Origin of the sequence: Ruegeria denitrificans, from assembly GCF_001458295.1 — a bacterium.
Taxonomy (GTDB): Bacteria; Pseudomonadota; Alphaproteobacteria; order Rhodobacterales; family Rhodobacteraceae; genus Ruegeria; species Ruegeria denitrificans.
Genome location: NZ_CYUD01000012.1, coordinates 90,746 through 104,991, shown reverse-complemented (window position 1 = coordinate 104,991; position 14,246 = coordinate 90,746). Strand labels below are relative to the sequence as shown.

14 protein-coding genes are annotated in these 14,246 nt (G+C 58.7%); 2 read left to right on the top strand and 12 right to left on the bottom strand.

Features of this window, described 5'->3' with window-relative positions; all coding sequences use genetic code 11:
• Nucleotides 1-221: 221 nt before the first annotated feature.
• Nucleotides 222-3,218 (top strand): ABC transporter transmembrane domain-containing protein, encoded by a 2,997-nt coding sequence (locus RUE5091_RS17570; RefSeq protein ID WP_207383745.1) that lies wholly within the window; start codon nt 222-224, stop codon nt 3,216-3,218.
• Here RUE5091_RS17570 and RUE5091_RS17565 read toward each other — a convergent pair.
• From RUE5091_RS17565 to RUE5091_RS17525, 9 genes are all read right to left on the bottom strand, one after another.
• Nucleotides 3,215-3,502 (bottom strand): ArsR/SmtB family transcription factor, encoded by a 288-nt coding sequence (locus RUE5091_RS17565; protein ID WP_058283287.1) that lies wholly within the window; start codon nt 3,500-3,502, stop codon nt 3,215-3,217. The genes RUE5091_RS17570 and RUE5091_RS17565 overlap by 4 nt on opposite strands.
• Nucleotides 3,503-3,612: 110 nt before the next feature.
• Nucleotides 3,613-4,845: a mandelate racemase/muconate lactonizing enzyme family protein gene (locus RUE5091_RS17560; protein ID WP_058283245.1), complete on the bottom strand. Its 1,233-nt coding sequence runs from the start codon at nt 4,843-4,845 to the stop codon at nt 3,613-3,615.
• A gap of 24 nt (nt 4,846-4,869) precedes the next feature.
• Entirely contained in the window at nt 4,870-5,964 is a 1,095-nt protein-coding gene (locus RUE5091_RS17555) for a Zn-dependent alcohol dehydrogenase (RefSeq protein WP_058283286.1), read from the bottom strand.
• Between the two features lie 81 nt (nt 5,965-6,045).
• Nucleotides 6,046-7,245, bottom strand: coding sequence for a TCR/Tet family MFS transporter (locus RUE5091_RS17550; RefSeq protein WP_058283244.1), 1,200 nt, complete (start codon nt 7,243-7,245; stop codon nt 6,046-6,048).
• A gap of 71 nt (nt 7,246-7,316) precedes the next feature.
• Entirely contained in the window at nt 7,317-8,039 is a 723-nt protein-coding gene (locus RUE5091_RS17545) for an alpha/beta fold hydrolase (RefSeq protein ID WP_058283243.1), read from the bottom strand.
• 12 nt (nt 8,040-8,051) lie between these two features.
• On the bottom strand, nt 8,052-8,840 hold the full coding sequence (gene pcaD, locus RUE5091_RS17540) for a 3-oxoadipate enol-lactonase (protein WP_058283242.1): 789 nt from the start codon (nt 8,838-8,840) through the stop codon (nt 8,052-8,054).
• Between the two features lie 59 nt (nt 8,841-8,899).
• Nucleotides 8,900-9,874: a threonine ammonia-lyase gene (locus RUE5091_RS17535; protein WP_058283241.1), complete on the bottom strand. Its 975-nt coding sequence runs from the start codon at nt 9,872-9,874 to the stop codon at nt 8,900-8,902.
• Nucleotides 9,871-10,698: an alpha/beta fold hydrolase gene (locus tag RUE5091_RS17530; RefSeq protein WP_058283240.1), complete on the bottom strand. Its 828-nt coding sequence runs from the start codon at nt 10,696-10,698 to the stop codon at nt 9,871-9,873. Before RUE5091_RS17530 ends, RUE5091_RS17535 begins: the two co-directional genes overlap by 4 nt.
• The gene (locus RUE5091_RS17525) at nt 10,698-11,384 is read right to left on the bottom strand and encodes a haloacid dehalogenase type II (RefSeq protein WP_058283239.1); all 687 of its coding nucleotides are present in this window, start codon (nt 11,382-11,384) and stop codon (nt 10,698-10,700) included. Before RUE5091_RS17525 ends, RUE5091_RS17530 begins: the two co-directional genes overlap by 1 nt.
• 127 nt (nt 11,385-11,511) lie before the next feature.
• Here RUE5091_RS17525 and RUE5091_RS17520 point away from each other — a divergent pair, with 127 nt between their 5' ends.
• Nucleotides 11,512-11,940: an FKBP-type peptidyl-prolyl cis-trans isomerase gene (locus RUE5091_RS17520; protein ID WP_058283238.1), complete on the top strand. Its 429-nt coding sequence runs from the start codon at nt 11,512-11,514 to the stop codon at nt 11,938-11,940.
• Between the two features lie 24 nt (nt 11,941-11,964).
• Here RUE5091_RS17520 and RUE5091_RS17515 read toward each other — a convergent pair whose 3' ends face one another.
• From RUE5091_RS17515 to fabB, 3 genes are read right to left on the bottom strand one after another with little or no spacing between them, the layout of a single operon-like run.
• Complete coding sequence (locus RUE5091_RS17515) at nt 11,965-12,150, bottom strand: hypothetical protein (protein WP_058283237.1); 186 nt, start codon at nt 12,148-12,150, stop codon at nt 11,965-11,967.
• A gap of 59 nt (nt 12,151-12,209) precedes the next feature.
• A complete protein-coding gene (locus tag RUE5091_RS17510) occupies nt 12,210-13,001 on the bottom strand; it encodes an enoyl-ACP reductase FabI (protein ID WP_058283285.1) in 792 nt (263 codons plus the stop codon).
• Between the two features lie 5 nt (nt 13,002-13,006).
• Nucleotides 13,007-14,236 (bottom strand): beta-ketoacyl-ACP synthase I, encoded by a 1,230-nt coding sequence (gene fabB / locus RUE5091_RS17505; protein WP_058283236.1) that lies wholly within the window; start codon nt 14,234-14,236, stop codon nt 13,007-13,009.
• Nucleotides 14,237-14,246: the final 10 nt, after the last annotated feature.

Sequence of the window (14,246 nt, the reverse complement as noted above, 5' to 3'; positions counted from 1 at the left end):
CAGTCAAATTTATCCTCCCGATATCGTCCTAATGCGAACCTTAGGGGCTAAACCTGTGCGGCGCAAATAAACTAGTTCACACAAGGCGGATTAATGTTCAAACTGGTAATTAATTGCGTCACCTGTCACGATTGCTGTAAATTCAGAGTGTTGGGTTTGCCGCCCTTTCTTCCAGATCGGATCGGTGATTCATAGCAGGGGCAGGTTCCATAGAACGTTCGATTTTCCGGTTTATTTGGAAATACTCAAAACGCGATCAGCTGATCCTGCTGGCCGTGACCTCTACGCTGTTTCCGCTGTTGTATCTGACGCTGGAGCTGCCCAAGCGCATCATCAACGATGCCATCGGTGCGACCAGTCCGATTGTGGATGTTCTGGGGTATGAGGTTCCACAGACCACATTCCTGATTATCCTGTGTGGTGCGTTTTTGCTGGCAGTGCTGGCGCATGGCCTGATGAAAATGCGTATCAACACCATGAAAGGTGTGCTGAGCGAAAGGATGTTGCGCCGCTTCCGGTATCAATTGATCAACCGCGCCCTGCGCTTTCCCCAACCGTATTTCGAGCGGGTCAGCCAGGGTGAAATGGTGTCGATGATCACCGCCGAAAGCGAGCCGATGGGCGGGCTTATGGGCGATGCGATCAGCCAGCCGGTTCTGCAGGCGGGACAGATGATCACGATCCTGTCGTTTCTGTTCCTGCAAAGCGTTTGGTTCGGGCTGGCCGCCGTGTCGCTGATTCCGTTGCAGGCTTGGCTGATTCCCAAACTGCAACGCCAGATCAACCTGTTGAACAAGAAACGCATTCAAGAGGTTCGCATTCTGGCCGCGCAGATCGGCGAGAATGCCGCCGGGGCCTCGACCCTGCGGGCCAATGGTGGTTGGCGTTATCGCCGGGCGATGATCTCGGAACAGTTGGGGCGGCTGTTCGGTATTCGGTTCGATATCTACCAGAAAAAATTCTTTATGAAATTCATCAACAACTTCATCTCGCAGTTGACGCCCTTCATGTTCTATCTGGTTGGCGGTCTTCTGGTGTTGCAGGGATCAGTCTCGCTGGGGGCGCTGGTGGCAGCGTTGGCGGCGTATAAGGACCTAAGCTCGCCATGGAAAGAGCTGCTGACCTACTATAATCAGACGCAGGATATGTCGCTGCGCTGGGACGTAGTGATCGAACGTTTCGCCCCGCCGGGAATGCCTGATGAAAAGCTGTTTGAAGGCGAACCCGAAACGCAGCCGCACCTGAACGGGGATATCGTGCTGGATCGGGTCTCGGTCCGGGATATGGACGGCAATCAGGTTTTGGATGATCTGAACCTGACCTTCAAGGGCGGGCAAACCATCGGTATCGCCGCCCCCAGCGAAGAGGATCGGCGCGCCGTCGCCGAACTGTTGACAAGGGAAGTCCTGCCAAGCGCAGGCCGGGTCGAAGTTGACGGTGAAAACCTGTCGGACCTGCATCAAAGTGTGGTGGCCGCACGCATCGGCTATGCCTCGTCGCGCCCGGTCATGTTTAAAGGGACCTTGGGCGACAATGTCATGATGCCGATGCGTCAGAAGCCGCTGACATCCCAATCTGAAGATCCTGATTTTGCCGAGACCCAACGTGCAGGCAACAGCGCCGATCCGTATGATGCCGAGTGGTTGGATCCGTCTCTGGCCGGGTTGGACAGCCCCGATGCGCTGCGCGATTGGTGGCTGCACCTGATCGATGGCATGGGGTCTGGGGCGGCTTTGTTCCAGCGTGGATCAGAGCAGGTTTTTGATGCAAACGAACATCCGGAATTGGCCCGCAAGTTGGTCGAGTTGCGCCCTCTGGTCCAACTGGCTGTGCAAAAGGCAGGGTTGGAGCAACAGGCCCTCGTGTTTGATCGCGAATCTTACAACCCGGCCTTGCCGGTGGTGGAAAACTTGCTGTTCGCCACGCCGCGTGTGCCGGTCACGCAAGAACTGCTGGCGCGTCAGACCGTATTTCTGGGGCAATTGCGCGAGTTGGGGCTGGATGAAACTCTGGTCGGTCTGACGCGCGATGTGATCGAGATGCTGCGCCAGATCTTTGGTCTGGACGGCACCGACCACCCGCTGTTCCGCAAGCTCGGCCTTGAGGCACAGACTTATGAGGCCGCGCTGGAATTGGTTGAGCGAACCAGGAACGAGGGCGTGTCTGGACTGGAGGACGAACAACTGGCCAATCTGCTGGCGGTACCATTCGTGATCTCGGCCGAACAGATCGGGCCTGCTTTCACGGATGAGCTGAAGAACCGCATCCTCGAATTGCGCCACAGTCATTCCGAGAAATTGCTTGGGCGGTTGCATGACGTTTTTGTCTCGCTGGACAAAACCGCATTTGCGCCGGGCCTGACAGTTATGGAAAACGCCTTGTTCGGCAAGGTCAGCCAAATCGGAGGCGGTCGGTCGGACGAGGCCCGCAAGCTGATTGTCGACGTGCTGGACGATAACGGCGCGCGGCCGTTGGTGGTTGAGCTGATCTACGATATCCCAGTCGCGCTCGGTGGTCAGAACCTGCCCGCGGTTTTTGCCGAACCACTGGCCTTTACCCGTGCGACGATCAAAAAGCCGGACATCCTGATCCTGGAAAACGCGCTGGCCAGCTATGACATGGCCACCCAGGTTGCCGTTTACAAAAACCTGCGTGAGCTGCTGCCAGATACGACCGTCCTTTATCTGAATGACCAGTTCGAAAACCCGGATGTATTCGACATGTATGTTGAAATCCGGCAAGGTCGGGTGGTCTCGGATGAAGGATATGACACCGTGGAAGAGGACAGCGCCGCCTCAGCCGATCTGGCGCGCAAGCTGCGCGCGTTGGAACAGACGCCACTGTTTTCCGGTCTTGACCGCAGGCAGTTGCGTCTGCTGGCCTTTGGTGCGCGCTGGTTCGATGCCAAGCCGGGCGAGGTTGTATTTCTGAAAGATGACCAACCCACAGATGGCGCCTATGTGGTGCTTGAAGGCGAGGCCGGGCTGTACCTGCCGCAGATGGAAGGCCCGGATCAACTGATCACAAAAGTGGGGCCGGGGGCACTGGTGGGCGAACTCGGGCTGATCCGCAAAGAACCCCGCGCGTTAAGCATGATTGCCGAGACAGAACTGTCATGCCTGAGGATCGGTGAAGAGGAATTCCTGGCGGTCGTCGAAAACGATGCCGCGACCGCGTTCAAGCTGATGCAGGTGATTGCTGGGTACGTCTCGAACTAGATCTTGGGCTTGCAGAACAATTCGTAAAGCAGTTCGATGACCTGTGCGGTGTTGCCGTCCTGCAGCGAGTAATAGATGGTCTTGCCATCCCTACGTGTGGACACCAGCCGTTCCTGCCGCAGTCGGGCCAGCATCTGACTAACGGCGGCCTGCCTGATTTGCAGTAGGTCCTCAAGCTCACCCACCGATTTTTCGCCATCTTCCAAATGGCACAGGATCATCAGCCGGCCTTCATGCGCCAGCGTCTTCAGAAACGTCGCGGCCCGCGCGGCGCTTTCTTTCATGTCCGCGGGGTTTTCGGAATGTGCGCTTTCGGTGTCTTGGGCTTTGGGGGTCACACGCGGCCTGTTTCGCAATGGGGTTGGACCAATATGCCCTGAAACGGGTTTGGTTGTCACCCCTCGGTGGCTGACGCACCGCCCTGAAAGGCGTTGCCGTTGACATAGTCGCAAGGCTCTTCCTGCATTTGTAGATGCAATCCATCGCCGGTGTAGGGATGCGCGCGGGCCAGATCCTCGTCCACCTCAATCCCAAGGCCGGGGGCGGTTGGGGCGGTCACGAAACCATCGTCAACACGCAAGGAGTTTTTGATCAGCTGATTGTGGAAAGGCGTTTCGATACTTTCCAACAACAGCAGGTTCGGGATCGACACGGACAGATGGATATTGGCGGCCCATTCGATTGGTCCGGCATACAGATGCGGTGCCATCTGGGCGTTGAACACCTCGGCCATGGCGGCGACCTTCTTCATCTCCCATATGCCTCCGGCGCGGCCAAGGGCAGGTTGCAGGATTTCGGCAGCCCCCGTGCGCAGGACCGCACCGAATTCAGCCTTGGTGGTCATGCGCTCTCCGGTCGCTACAGGGATGCGGACGTTGCGGGCGACGCGGGCCATATCCTCGATCATGTCGGGTGGGGTGGGTTCTTCGAACCAGAGCGGCGAATAGGGTTCCAGCGCCTGTCCCAACCGAATTGCGCCTGCGGTGTTGAATTGACCATGGGTGCCAAACAGCAGATCGGCCCTGTCCCCCACGGCTTCGCGAATGGCTTTGCAGAACGCGACCGACATTGAGATATCGGACATTGCAGGCATGTGCCCGCCGCGGATCGTGTAAGGGCCTGCGGGGTCGAATTTCACGGCGGTGAAACCCCGCCGCACCATCTCTGCTGCGCATTCGCCAGCTTGATCGGGTGAGGTCCAAAAGTCGGACAGATCATGCTGGGGTAGGGGGTAGAGGTAGGTGTAGGCCCGGATGCGCTGGTTCATCAGCCCGCCCAGCAGGGCATAGACCGGGCGGTCCCGGTCCTTACCAAGAATGTCCCAACAGGCGATCTCAAGTCCCGAAAACGCGCCCATTACGGTCAGGTCGGGGCGTTGGGTGAAGCCGCTGGAATAGGCGCGGCGGAACATCATCTCGATATTTTCGGGGTTTTCGCCCAGCATATGTCGCTCGAACACGTCCCGGATCACGTGGCCCATCGCCTCGGGGCCGATCGAGGACGCGTAGCATTCGCCCCAGCCGGTGATCCCGGTATCAGTCGTAACCTTGACTAAAATCCAATATCGCCCGCCCCAGCCCGGTGCAGGTGGTGCGGTGACGATGATGTCGAGGTCCTGCAGTTTCATCCGGTATCCTCCCCTTGAATGACGTCAGCGCTTGTCGAACAGGATCACGTTACGTTTGGCCGATCCGGTCTTGGTGTCTTCGATTGCCTCGTTGATTTGATCCAGAGACCACCGGCCCGATATCAACTCGTCCAGTTTCAGCCGCCCCTGTTCATAAAGGTCAATCATCCACGGGATATCGCGCTGAATGACGACGTCGCCCATTTTCGAGCCCACCATGCCCTGACCCAACGCCGCCAGAACCACGGGTTCATAACTGGACATATCACCCGAATGCGGCATGCCGATCATGATCGCCCGGCCGCCCCGGCCCAGATAGCGTGGGGCCTGATCATAAGCCGGGATTGCACCGACCGTGATCAGCACTGCATCCGCGCCGCGACCGCCCAGCGCCTTGAAAGCGGCTTTCCAAGGTTCCTTGAGGCTGGCCAAAACGCCATGTGTCGCACCGAATTCCTTGGCGATCTCCAACTTTTCTTCGTTCATGTCGACGGCCACAATCCGGCGTGCCCCGGCGATGCGAGCACCCTGGATGGCGTTCAGACCAACTCCACCCGCGCCGATTACCACAACGTCCTGACCAGGCCGCAGTTTCGCGGCATTTACCGCCGCGCCAACCCCGGTGATCACACCGCAGGACAGCAGGCTGGCCACATCCTTCGGCATTTCAGCGGGAAGGTTTACGATCTGCCGATGGCTGACGACAACTTTCTCGGCAAATGCACCGCAGGCCATCGCCTGATCCAATGGACCGCCATTCGCTGTCCGTAATGGGCCCTTGACGGTGTCGTAAGGTGTTTCGCAGATGGTTGGACGTCCGCCAGCGCAAGACGGGCATGACCCGCATGCACGGATCAGGGTGACGACGACCGGGTCGCCGACCTTGAACCCTCCGGCGTCATCGCCAATCGCGGTGATCACCCCCGCGGCTTCGTGCCCATAGACAGCTGGCAAATGCCCGCCCCATGCCCCGCTGGCAAAGGTGATGTCGGAATGGCAGATCGCCACGGCCTCTAATGTCACTTCGACCTCACCTGCGCCCGGTGGTGCAAGCAAGACATCTTCGATGACCAGAGGTTCGTCAAACGCCCGGCAGACGGCGGCTTTGATGGTTTGCATGTGGTCTCTCACTCCCTTTTGGTCACGGTGGCGCGGGAAATTGCTTGCCGCAAGACGGAAACCGTCATCCTGAGGTCGTTGTTACGCCACGACAGGGCGCGAGCGCAAAAACAGGGAAAATCCGACGACCATCAGCAGCAGAGCCAGCAGGAATGGAGCGCCGGGTAAGTAGATCGGGGCATCAGGTTTGGCGAAATGCGCAAACACGCTGGTCATGACCAGCGGTGAGATCACCATCGACAGCGCATGCAGCGAGGTAAGTACACCCTGCAGCTCACCTTGTTGCGAATCCGGGGTGGCGCGGGAAGTTAGGGCCTGCAAGGCGGGGGTCACAACCGCTCCGGCGGCGGTGATTGGGATCAGCATCAGGGCGATGAAACCATTGGTCAGAAAGGCCAGCAGCAGGAAGCTAACAAACTCGAAGCCCATACCGTAGATGATCGTCCCTCGCTCGCCCAGATATCGGGTTGCGGGACGGATCAGTCCACCTTGCACCGCAGCCATGGCGATCCCGTATACGCCCAATGACAGGCCAATCATTTGCGGCGACCAGCCGAACCGTTCAGTTGTGAAATAGGCCCAGATCGCAGGGTAGACGTAGATGGATACCGAATAGAGGAAATAGACCCACAGCATTGGGCGGATACCGGGCAGGGAAGCGATGGCGCGCAGAGAGTTCACAGGATTTGCGCGGCGTAGACTGAATGCGCGGCGGGTTTTGTCAGTCACCGTTTCCGGCATCACCAGCAGACCGGTCAGGAAAGTTAGTGCCGACAAAGCAGCTGCCGCCCAAAATGGTGCGCGGGTTCCGTATTCGCTCAGCAGTCCGCCGATGACCGGGCCCAGCACGAACCCCACCCCGAAGGCAGCCCCCAACAGGCCGAAATTCGCCGCCTTTTCATGCGGTTTCGAGACATCCGCCATGAACGCTGCTGCGGTGGCATGGGTGGCCGCAGTGATACCACCCACGATACGCCCGGCCAGCAACAGCCAGATGCTGCCCGCAATCGCCATCACTACATAATCCAAGGACATGACAAACAAGGACACCAGCAAAACTGTGCGCCTGCCATAGGCGTCGGACAGATTGCCTAGGATCGGCCCGAAAACGAACTGCATCGCGGCAAAGGCGGTGCTAAGTACGCCGCCCCAGATAGCCGCGTCGGCCAGGGTGCCGCCCTGAACCTGAACAATCAGGTCCGGCATGATGGGCAACACCAGACCGATGCCCATGGCGTCGATCATGACCGTACCGAGAACGAAAAGAAAAGGCAGACGCATGGAAACCGCTCGTGAGATTCACTCGGACCCTAACACGCTTGGTTCACGTGTGAAGCGTCTGTGACGTCAGGTTATACCGCCGGTAATTTCTGCTCCAGATCGTCCAGGATTTCGGACAGAAGGCGGGGATGGGAGAAGAACGGAGAATGTGAGCTGTTGATATCTGCCCTCAATCCCTTGGGCGCGACGTGGCTCATCTGTTCTTCGTATTCGGTTGGGATCGTATGGTCGTCCGTGGCTCGGATATAGGCCTTGGGGACGCGTGCGAAATTATCAGACACGAACAGCGGAGTTTCCTGCGGTGCGATGGGCTGTGGACACATGCGCGCAAGGGCATAAGGCACGGTTTCAGGTGGGCAGTCATGATAGAACAGGTCATGCACCATATCAGGTCTGACCGTGTAAGACAGGCCATCGGTTGATTTTTCTACAGCGTCGACGATCAGTTGGCGCGGGGCTCGTTTGCGCATCTCAACCATCGAAAGGCCATCTTGCGGAACATAGGCGCATAGATAAATCAGGGCACGCATGGCGTCCGGGGTGGTCTCGGCGGCGGCGCTGACGGGATAGCCGCCCCAGGAATGACCAACGATAATCGTTTGCGGGGTCGAGGCCGACAGAACCGTATCGCGGCAACTGTCCAGCGTGACATCGGCAATCGATGTCGGGTCCGAGCCGTGGCTGGGCAGGTCAATCGCACGTGCCGTATGCCCTAATGCCGTCAGGGCGGGGATCATATCGCGCCAGCACCAGGCGCCATGACAGGATCCATGGACCAACAGAAAATCTGCCAAAACTGTGCTCCTTCAAATATGTCCAATATCGGTCAGAAAATCTCGCAGCAGGGCCGCGTATTCTGCCGGTTGTTCAACACAGGGCAGGTGACCGGCCCGGCGCATCAATTCGAATTTCGACCCAGGGATTAACTCGATGGTTTCGCGCACCAGGTCCGGCGGGGTCGAGCCGTCCTCGCTGCCGGCGATGCCTAGCGTCGGCAGGCGCAGGCCGCTGGTCGGGGTGTAAAAATCCGTACCCGAAATTGCAGCGCAGCAACCGAGATAACCGTCGACGGGTTGTCGCACCATCATGTTGCGCCACAGCAAGTGGTCTGGGGTGGTGCGGAAGCTCTTCGAAAACCACCGCTCCATCGTTGCATCGGCCAGTGCTTCGATACCGCCTTGCTGCACTGCATCCATGCGGTCCTGCCAGATTGAGGGGATGCCGATCTTGGCGGCGGTGTTCGACAGGACCAGCGCCCGAACCTGATCCATGCGCTTGACCGCCAACCCCTGCGCAATCAACCCGCCGATGGACAGGCCGACAAAGACACAATCGCGAACGTCCAGAAGATCCAGCAATGCCTCGGCATCACGCACCAGTGCCCCCATGGAATACGGGGCAGGCGGTTGTGACGACAGGCCATGCCCGCGCTTGTCATATCGGATGATCCGAAGACCGGCCGGCAGATGGGGTAACATCGCGTCCCAAAGACGCAGATCGGTCCCCAGCGAATTGGCAAATACAATGGGCGCGCCGTTTGGATCACCATCGACGCGGTAGTGCAGCTGCACCTCTCCAATATCTGCGATTTGCATGACCCAATCCCCTGTCGCCACACTTTAAAGTATCAGGTTGACCTAAGCTATGATCATTGTCAGGTCAGGAATTCCAGAGCTTTTCCAAATACTTCTGCGTCGGTATTTCCGCCCGAGGCCACGACGATCACCGCGTCGCCTTCGATTTCGTCCTTGCGGAAAAGTGCCGAAGCCAACGAAACCGCGCCACCCGGTTCCAGCACGATTTTCAGGCGCAAAAAAGCCAGGGCCATGGCGCGCATCGCTTCCTCTTCGGTGACTGACAGGCCCGGACCGCACAAGCGTTTCAGGATCGGAAAGGTGATGTCGCCAGGCTGAGGCGTCAGGATGGCGTCGCAGATATTGCCCGCAGCGGCGTTGTTGTTCTGGATCTGCCCGGTGGCCAAAGAGCGTTTAACGTCATCGAACCCCTCTGGCTCACAGGGGCGGGCGCGTAGTCCGGGTGCGTGACCTTCCAGCGCCAACGCTATCCCCGAGGTTAGCCCGCCGCCGCCACAGCAAACCAGAACATCCCCCCGATCAACGTCCAGTTCTGCCGCTTGCCGGGCAAGTTCTAGACCGGTGGTGCCCTGACCGGCAATCACCAGCGGCTCATCATAAGGGCGAATCAAGGTCAGGCCGCGTTCGTTGGCCAAAGCCTCACCAATCTCTTCGCGGCTTTCATTGGCGCGATCATACAGGACGACCTCGCCCCCCAGTGCGCGCGTGTTGTCGATCTTTAGCTGCGGCGCATCCAAGGGCATGATGATCACCGACGAAATGCCGTGCCGTGTTGCGGCCAGGGCCACGCCCTGCGCGTGATTGCCCGAGGAATAGGCGATCACGCCGCGTTTTAGTTCCTTGGCGTTCAGTGCGGAAATTGCCGACCACGCGCCGCGAAACTTAAAGCTGCCAGTATGTTGTAGGCATTCTGGTTTTACCAGCACCCGACGCCCCGCCAGTTCGTCCAGAAATGGCGACGTCAACAGCGGCGTTTCCCGAACGTGGCCATGCAGTCGGTCAGCGGCGGCTTCGATCATCTCCAACGTGCTCATGCGGTGTCCAGTACATTGCGGATAAGGGCCAAAGACTGCGGTTCGTCCAGAAAAGGTACGTGGCCGCGATCTGGTATTTCTGCAGAGATAAGACCGGAGTGACGTTTGTGCATCTCGGCCAGCGTATCTTTGCCGAGCACATCTGAGTTTGCACCCCGAATGACTCCGGTGGGTATGCCGCGCAGGGCTTCGAAGAACATCCATAAATCCGGGGGCGTACCTGCTGCAGCCTGTTCAAGAAGCGCCGTCCGCAAGGCCGGGTCATAGCGCAGGGTCAGGCCGTTTTGGGTCTGTTCGTACTGGAAATCCGCCTGTTGTCGCCAACGGGCCAGCGAAACACCGGGGAATTGCTGCTCCATCGCCTGTTGCAAGACCAATGCGGCCTCGTCATAAGTTTTTGAGACCGGCTGCTTGCCCACATACTCCATGATCTTGGCAATACCCACGGATTCGATCACGGGGCCGACGTCATTCAGAACCACTCCGGAAAGCCGTTCGGGATGGCTGACGGCCAGCGTCATGGCAATCAACCCGCCTCGAGATGTGCCCAAAATAGCAACGCGGTCCAGGCCCAGATGATCCAGCAATTCGACCACATCAAGGGATTCGCGGATGATGTTGTAGTTTATATAGTCGGGGTCATGGTCCGATTGCCCGCGCCCCCGGTAATCCATCGTGATCATCCGTAAATCGGTGATATGCGGTGCCAGGAACGCGAAATCCCTGCTGTTGCGGGTCAGCCCGGCAAGGCACAGCACTGGGGTGCCGGTCCCGGTGTCTTCGAAGAAAATACGCCTGTCGTCAGAGGTAGTGAAAAAAGCCATTAAAGACCGGCCAGTTGAGGGATCGTCGTCAGATCGGACAGAACATGCGCAGGCTTCCATGGCAAGCGGTCCATTGGCTCGTTCGCGCGATTAACCCAAGCGGTCGTGAACCCATACCCGCTGGCACCGGCAGCGTCCCAACCGTTCGAGCTGACAAAAAGCACTTCGTCACGGGCGCAACCGAAGCGCTGCTGCACAAGATCGTAGACACTGGAGTGCGGTTTGAAGACGCCGACGCTTTCGACCGACAGCACATCGTCCAGCACGCCTCCAATCCCTGCCGATTGCACGGCACCATCCAACATGGGCGGCGATCCATTGGACAGAATCGCGGTGTTCAGACCACCCTCTTTCAGGGCCGTCAGCATCTGGGGCACTTCCGGATAGGCCTGCAATTCCCAATACAGATCTAACAGACGCTGGCGCAGGGTTGGGGCGCCCTCAAGCCCGGTGGCTTCCAACGCCCAGTCCAGACCGTCCTGTGTAACGTCCCAGAAATCGGCGTGGGCATCGGTGATCGCGCGCAGCCACGTGTATTGCAACTGTTTCAGCCGCCAGTGATTGGCCAGTTCGGGCCATTTCTGTTGCAGCTTCTCGAATCCGGGTTCGGCGGCGGCTTGCCGTGCGGCGGCGGCCACGTCGAACAACGTGCCATAGGCGTCGAATACGCAAGTGGTGATCGGCATCAATTCCCCTCCCTCAATTGGGCGCAGGTTGGCACAAGAGTTGCAGGCACAAAAGAGGGAAGGGTTTACAATACCGTGTCACCCCCTAGGGTTGGCCGCTCAATTTATTTACGGCCGGAGGCCACTTATGACCGAGATCAAGCAAGGCGACACGGTTCGCATCCACTATAAGGGCTCTTTGCTGGACGGAAACGTGTTCGACAGTTCCGAAGGGCGCGATCCGCTGGAATTTGTGGTTGGGTCCGGTCAGATCATTCCCGGTCTGGATACGGCCATGCCAGGTCTGGCGGCCGGCGAGAAAAAGCGTGTCGAAATTGCCTGTGTGGATGCCTATGGTCCGATCAACCCGGAGATGCGGCAGCAGATCCCGCGCGAAGGGATACCGGATGACATCCCGCTGGAGCTTGGCACTCAATTGCAGATGCAGACACCGGATGGGCAGGCATTGCCTGTGACGGTGGTGGAAGTGGATGAGGCAACCGTTACTCTGGATGCCAATCATCCGTTGGCCGGGCAGGATCTGATTTTCGATATCGAGGTCGTATCGATTAACTGACCAGGTTTTGACCCGCTTGTTGGATCAGCCTGAAGTCAGGCTGGTCCAGGAAGTTAGGGCTGTGCGTACGTCCGGCTGTGTGAAGAACACAAACAGCATCAGCAGCATGGTCAGGGTCAGTAATGCGATCCGGCCGCGTTGACCCAGAAAACCCGATTTTCGTCGGGAAGCCCGCGTGGTGGTTGCGATGATTTGTTCTGCTTTGCTCATGCCGCTATCCGTGCCCGTGAAAGATGGTTAAATCTGGGCACGGGCAGGGAAAGATCGGGTCACATGTGATTGGGTTGCGGCATGCCCAGAACGTGGAACCCTCCGTCGACCCGGATGATCTCGCCTGAGGTGCAGGCTCCGGCGTCCGAAGTCAGGTAAACTGCGGTGCCGCCGACTGCTTCGAGCGTTGCATTCGCGCGCATCGGCGCGTTCTGATCGCAGAACTTATAGGTCTTGCGCGCGCCGCCGATGGCCGCACCGGCCAGCGTTTTCATCGGGCCGGGTGAGATGGCGTTCACGCGGATGCCTTCGGGGCCCAGATCATTGGCCAGATAGCGCGTCGCCGATTCCAACGCCGCTTTGGCCACGCCCATGACGTTGTAATTCGGCACAACCCGGTTCGACCCCTGATAGGTCAGCGTCAGCAGCGAGCCACCGTTGTCCTTCATCAGCGGGTAAGCGCGGCGCGCGACTTCGATAAAGGAGTAGGCCGAGACATCCATGGAATGCTTGAAATTCGCCCGCGTGGTGTTCAGAAAGCGGCCCGTCAGTTCGGATTTGTCCGAATAGGCAATCGCGTGAACCACAAAGTCGATGCTGGGCCAACGTGCGCCGAGTTCGTCGAACGCGCGGTCCAGCGAGGCGTCGTCGGTGACATCCGCATCTACCATGAAATCGCTGCCCAGGCTTTGCGCCAAAGGCTCCAGCCGTTTGCCGAACGCCTCACCTTGATAGGTGAAGGCCAGCTCTGCGCCGGCTTCGTGCATGGCTTTGGCAATGCCCCACGCAATCGAGCGGTCATTTGCCACGCCCATGATCAGGCCGCGTTTGCCCTTGAGAAGATCCGACATCATTTTCACCCGTTATACTTAGACAGAACCATGGACCCATTCGTGCCACCAAAGCCGAAGCTGTTGGTCATTACGCTGTCCAAGCCTGCGTTTTCAACTACTTGAGTTGCAATTTCACCGGGCAGGATGCCTTCGGCAAGTGTGTCGACATTGATCGACGGAGTAATGAAATCATGGTGCAGCATCAGCAGGCAGAAGACCGCCTCAAGCGCGCCAGCGGCCCCCTGTGCGTGGCCCGTCATCGACTTGGTCGATGAAATCGGGGGCACGTTGCCTTCGCCAAAGATACGGCGTACCGCTTCGACCTCACCCACATCGCCGACCGGGGTCGAGGTGCCATGGGCGTTGATGTAGCCGACCTTGCGGCCTTCGGGCAGGGTTGCCATAGCCAGACGCATGGCGCGCTCGCCACCTTCACCGGACGGGGCCACCATGTCGTGCCCGTCCGAGGTTGCGGCGTAGCCGGTCACTTCGGCATAGATTTTTGCGCCGCGTGCCAATGCGTGTTCCAGATCCTCAAGCACGACGATACCGCCACCGCCGGAAATCACGAACCCGTCGCGATCCTGGTCGAACGCACGCGAGGCTTTGTCGGGCGTGTCGTTGTATTTCGAGGACATCGCCCCCATCGCGTCGAACAGGCAGGACAGCGTCCAGTCCAGTTCTTCGCCACCGCCGGCAAACATCACGTCCTGCTTGCCCATCATGATCTGTTCCGCCGCGTTGCCGATGCAATGCAGCGAGGTCGAGCAGGCCGACGTGATTGAATAGTTGATGCCCTTGATCTTAAACGCAGTCGCCAGGTTCGCGGAAATTGTCGAGCACATGCATTTCGGAACCGCGAACGGTCCGATCCGCTTGGTTGCGCCGGTTTTCAGCACTGTCTGATGCGCGGTCAGCATGGCGCTGGTTGATGGGCCACCCGATCCGGCCACAAGCCCGGTACGCGGGTTCTGAACCTGATCTTCGCTCAGACCGGAATCGGCAATCGCCTGGGTCATGGCAATATGGGCATAGGCCGCGCCGGGGCCCATGAAGCGCAAGGTGCGCTTGTCTACATGCTCGGATACATCGATATCCAGCGATCCGGCGATCTGGCTGCGAAAGCCATGTTCGACCATCTGTTCATTGGCCACGATGCCGGATTTCCCAGCCTTGAGTGAGGCCAGAACCTCTTCGGCATTGTTCCCGATGGAAGAGACAACCCCCAGACCGGTGACAACTACTCGACGCATGTGCGTGCTC

What these genes read in the sequence shown, in the direction of transcription:
- RUE5091_RS17515 (WP_058283237.1), bottom strand. Translation starts at nt 12,150, where the DNA reads ATGAGCAAAGCAGAACAAATCATCGCAACCACCACGCGGGCTTCCCGA.
- RUE5091_RS17560 (WP_058283245.1), bottom strand. Translation starts at nt 4,845, where the DNA reads ATGAAACTGCAGGACCTCGACATCATCGTCACCGCACCACCTGCACCG.
- RUE5091_RS17530 (WP_058283240.1), bottom strand. Translation starts at nt 10,698, where the DNA reads ATGGCTTTTTTCACTACCTCTGACGACAGGCGTATTTTCTTCGAAGAC.
- RUE5091_RS17535 (WP_058283241.1), bottom strand. Translation starts at nt 9,874, where the DNA reads ATGAGCACGTTGGAGATGATCGAAGCCGCCGCTGACCGACTGCATGGC.
- RUE5091_RS17555 (WP_058283286.1), bottom strand. Translation starts at nt 5,964, where the DNA reads ATGCAAACCATCAAAGCCGCCGTCTGCCGGGCGTTTGACGAACCTCTG.
- pcaD (WP_058283242.1), bottom strand. Translation starts at nt 8,840, where the DNA reads ATGCAAATCGCAGATATTGGAGAGGTGCAGCTGCACTACCGCGTCGAT.
- RUE5091_RS17550 (WP_058283244.1), bottom strand. Translation starts at nt 7,245, where the DNA reads ATGCGTCTGCCTTTTCTTTTCGTTCTCGGTACGGTCATGATCGACGCC.
- fabB (WP_058283236.1), bottom strand. Translation starts at nt 14,236, where the DNA reads ATGCGTCGAGTAGTTGTCACCGGTCTGGGGGTTGTCTCTTCCATCGGG.
- RUE5091_RS17520 (WP_058283238.1), top strand. Translation starts at nt 11,512, where the DNA reads ATGACCGAGATCAAGCAAGGCGACACGGTTCGCATCCACTATAAGGGC.
- RUE5091_RS17565 (WP_058283287.1), bottom strand. Translation starts at nt 3,502, where the DNA reads ATGAAAGAAAGCGCCGCGCGGGCCGCGACGTTTCTGAAGACGCTGGCG.
- RUE5091_RS17525 (WP_058283239.1), bottom strand. Translation starts at nt 11,384, where the DNA reads ATGCCGATCACCACTTGCGTATTCGACGCCTATGGCACGTTGTTCGAC.
- RUE5091_RS17510 (WP_058283285.1), bottom strand. Translation starts at nt 13,001, where the DNA reads ATGTCGGATCTTCTCAAGGGCAAACGCGGCCTGATCATGGGCGTGGCA.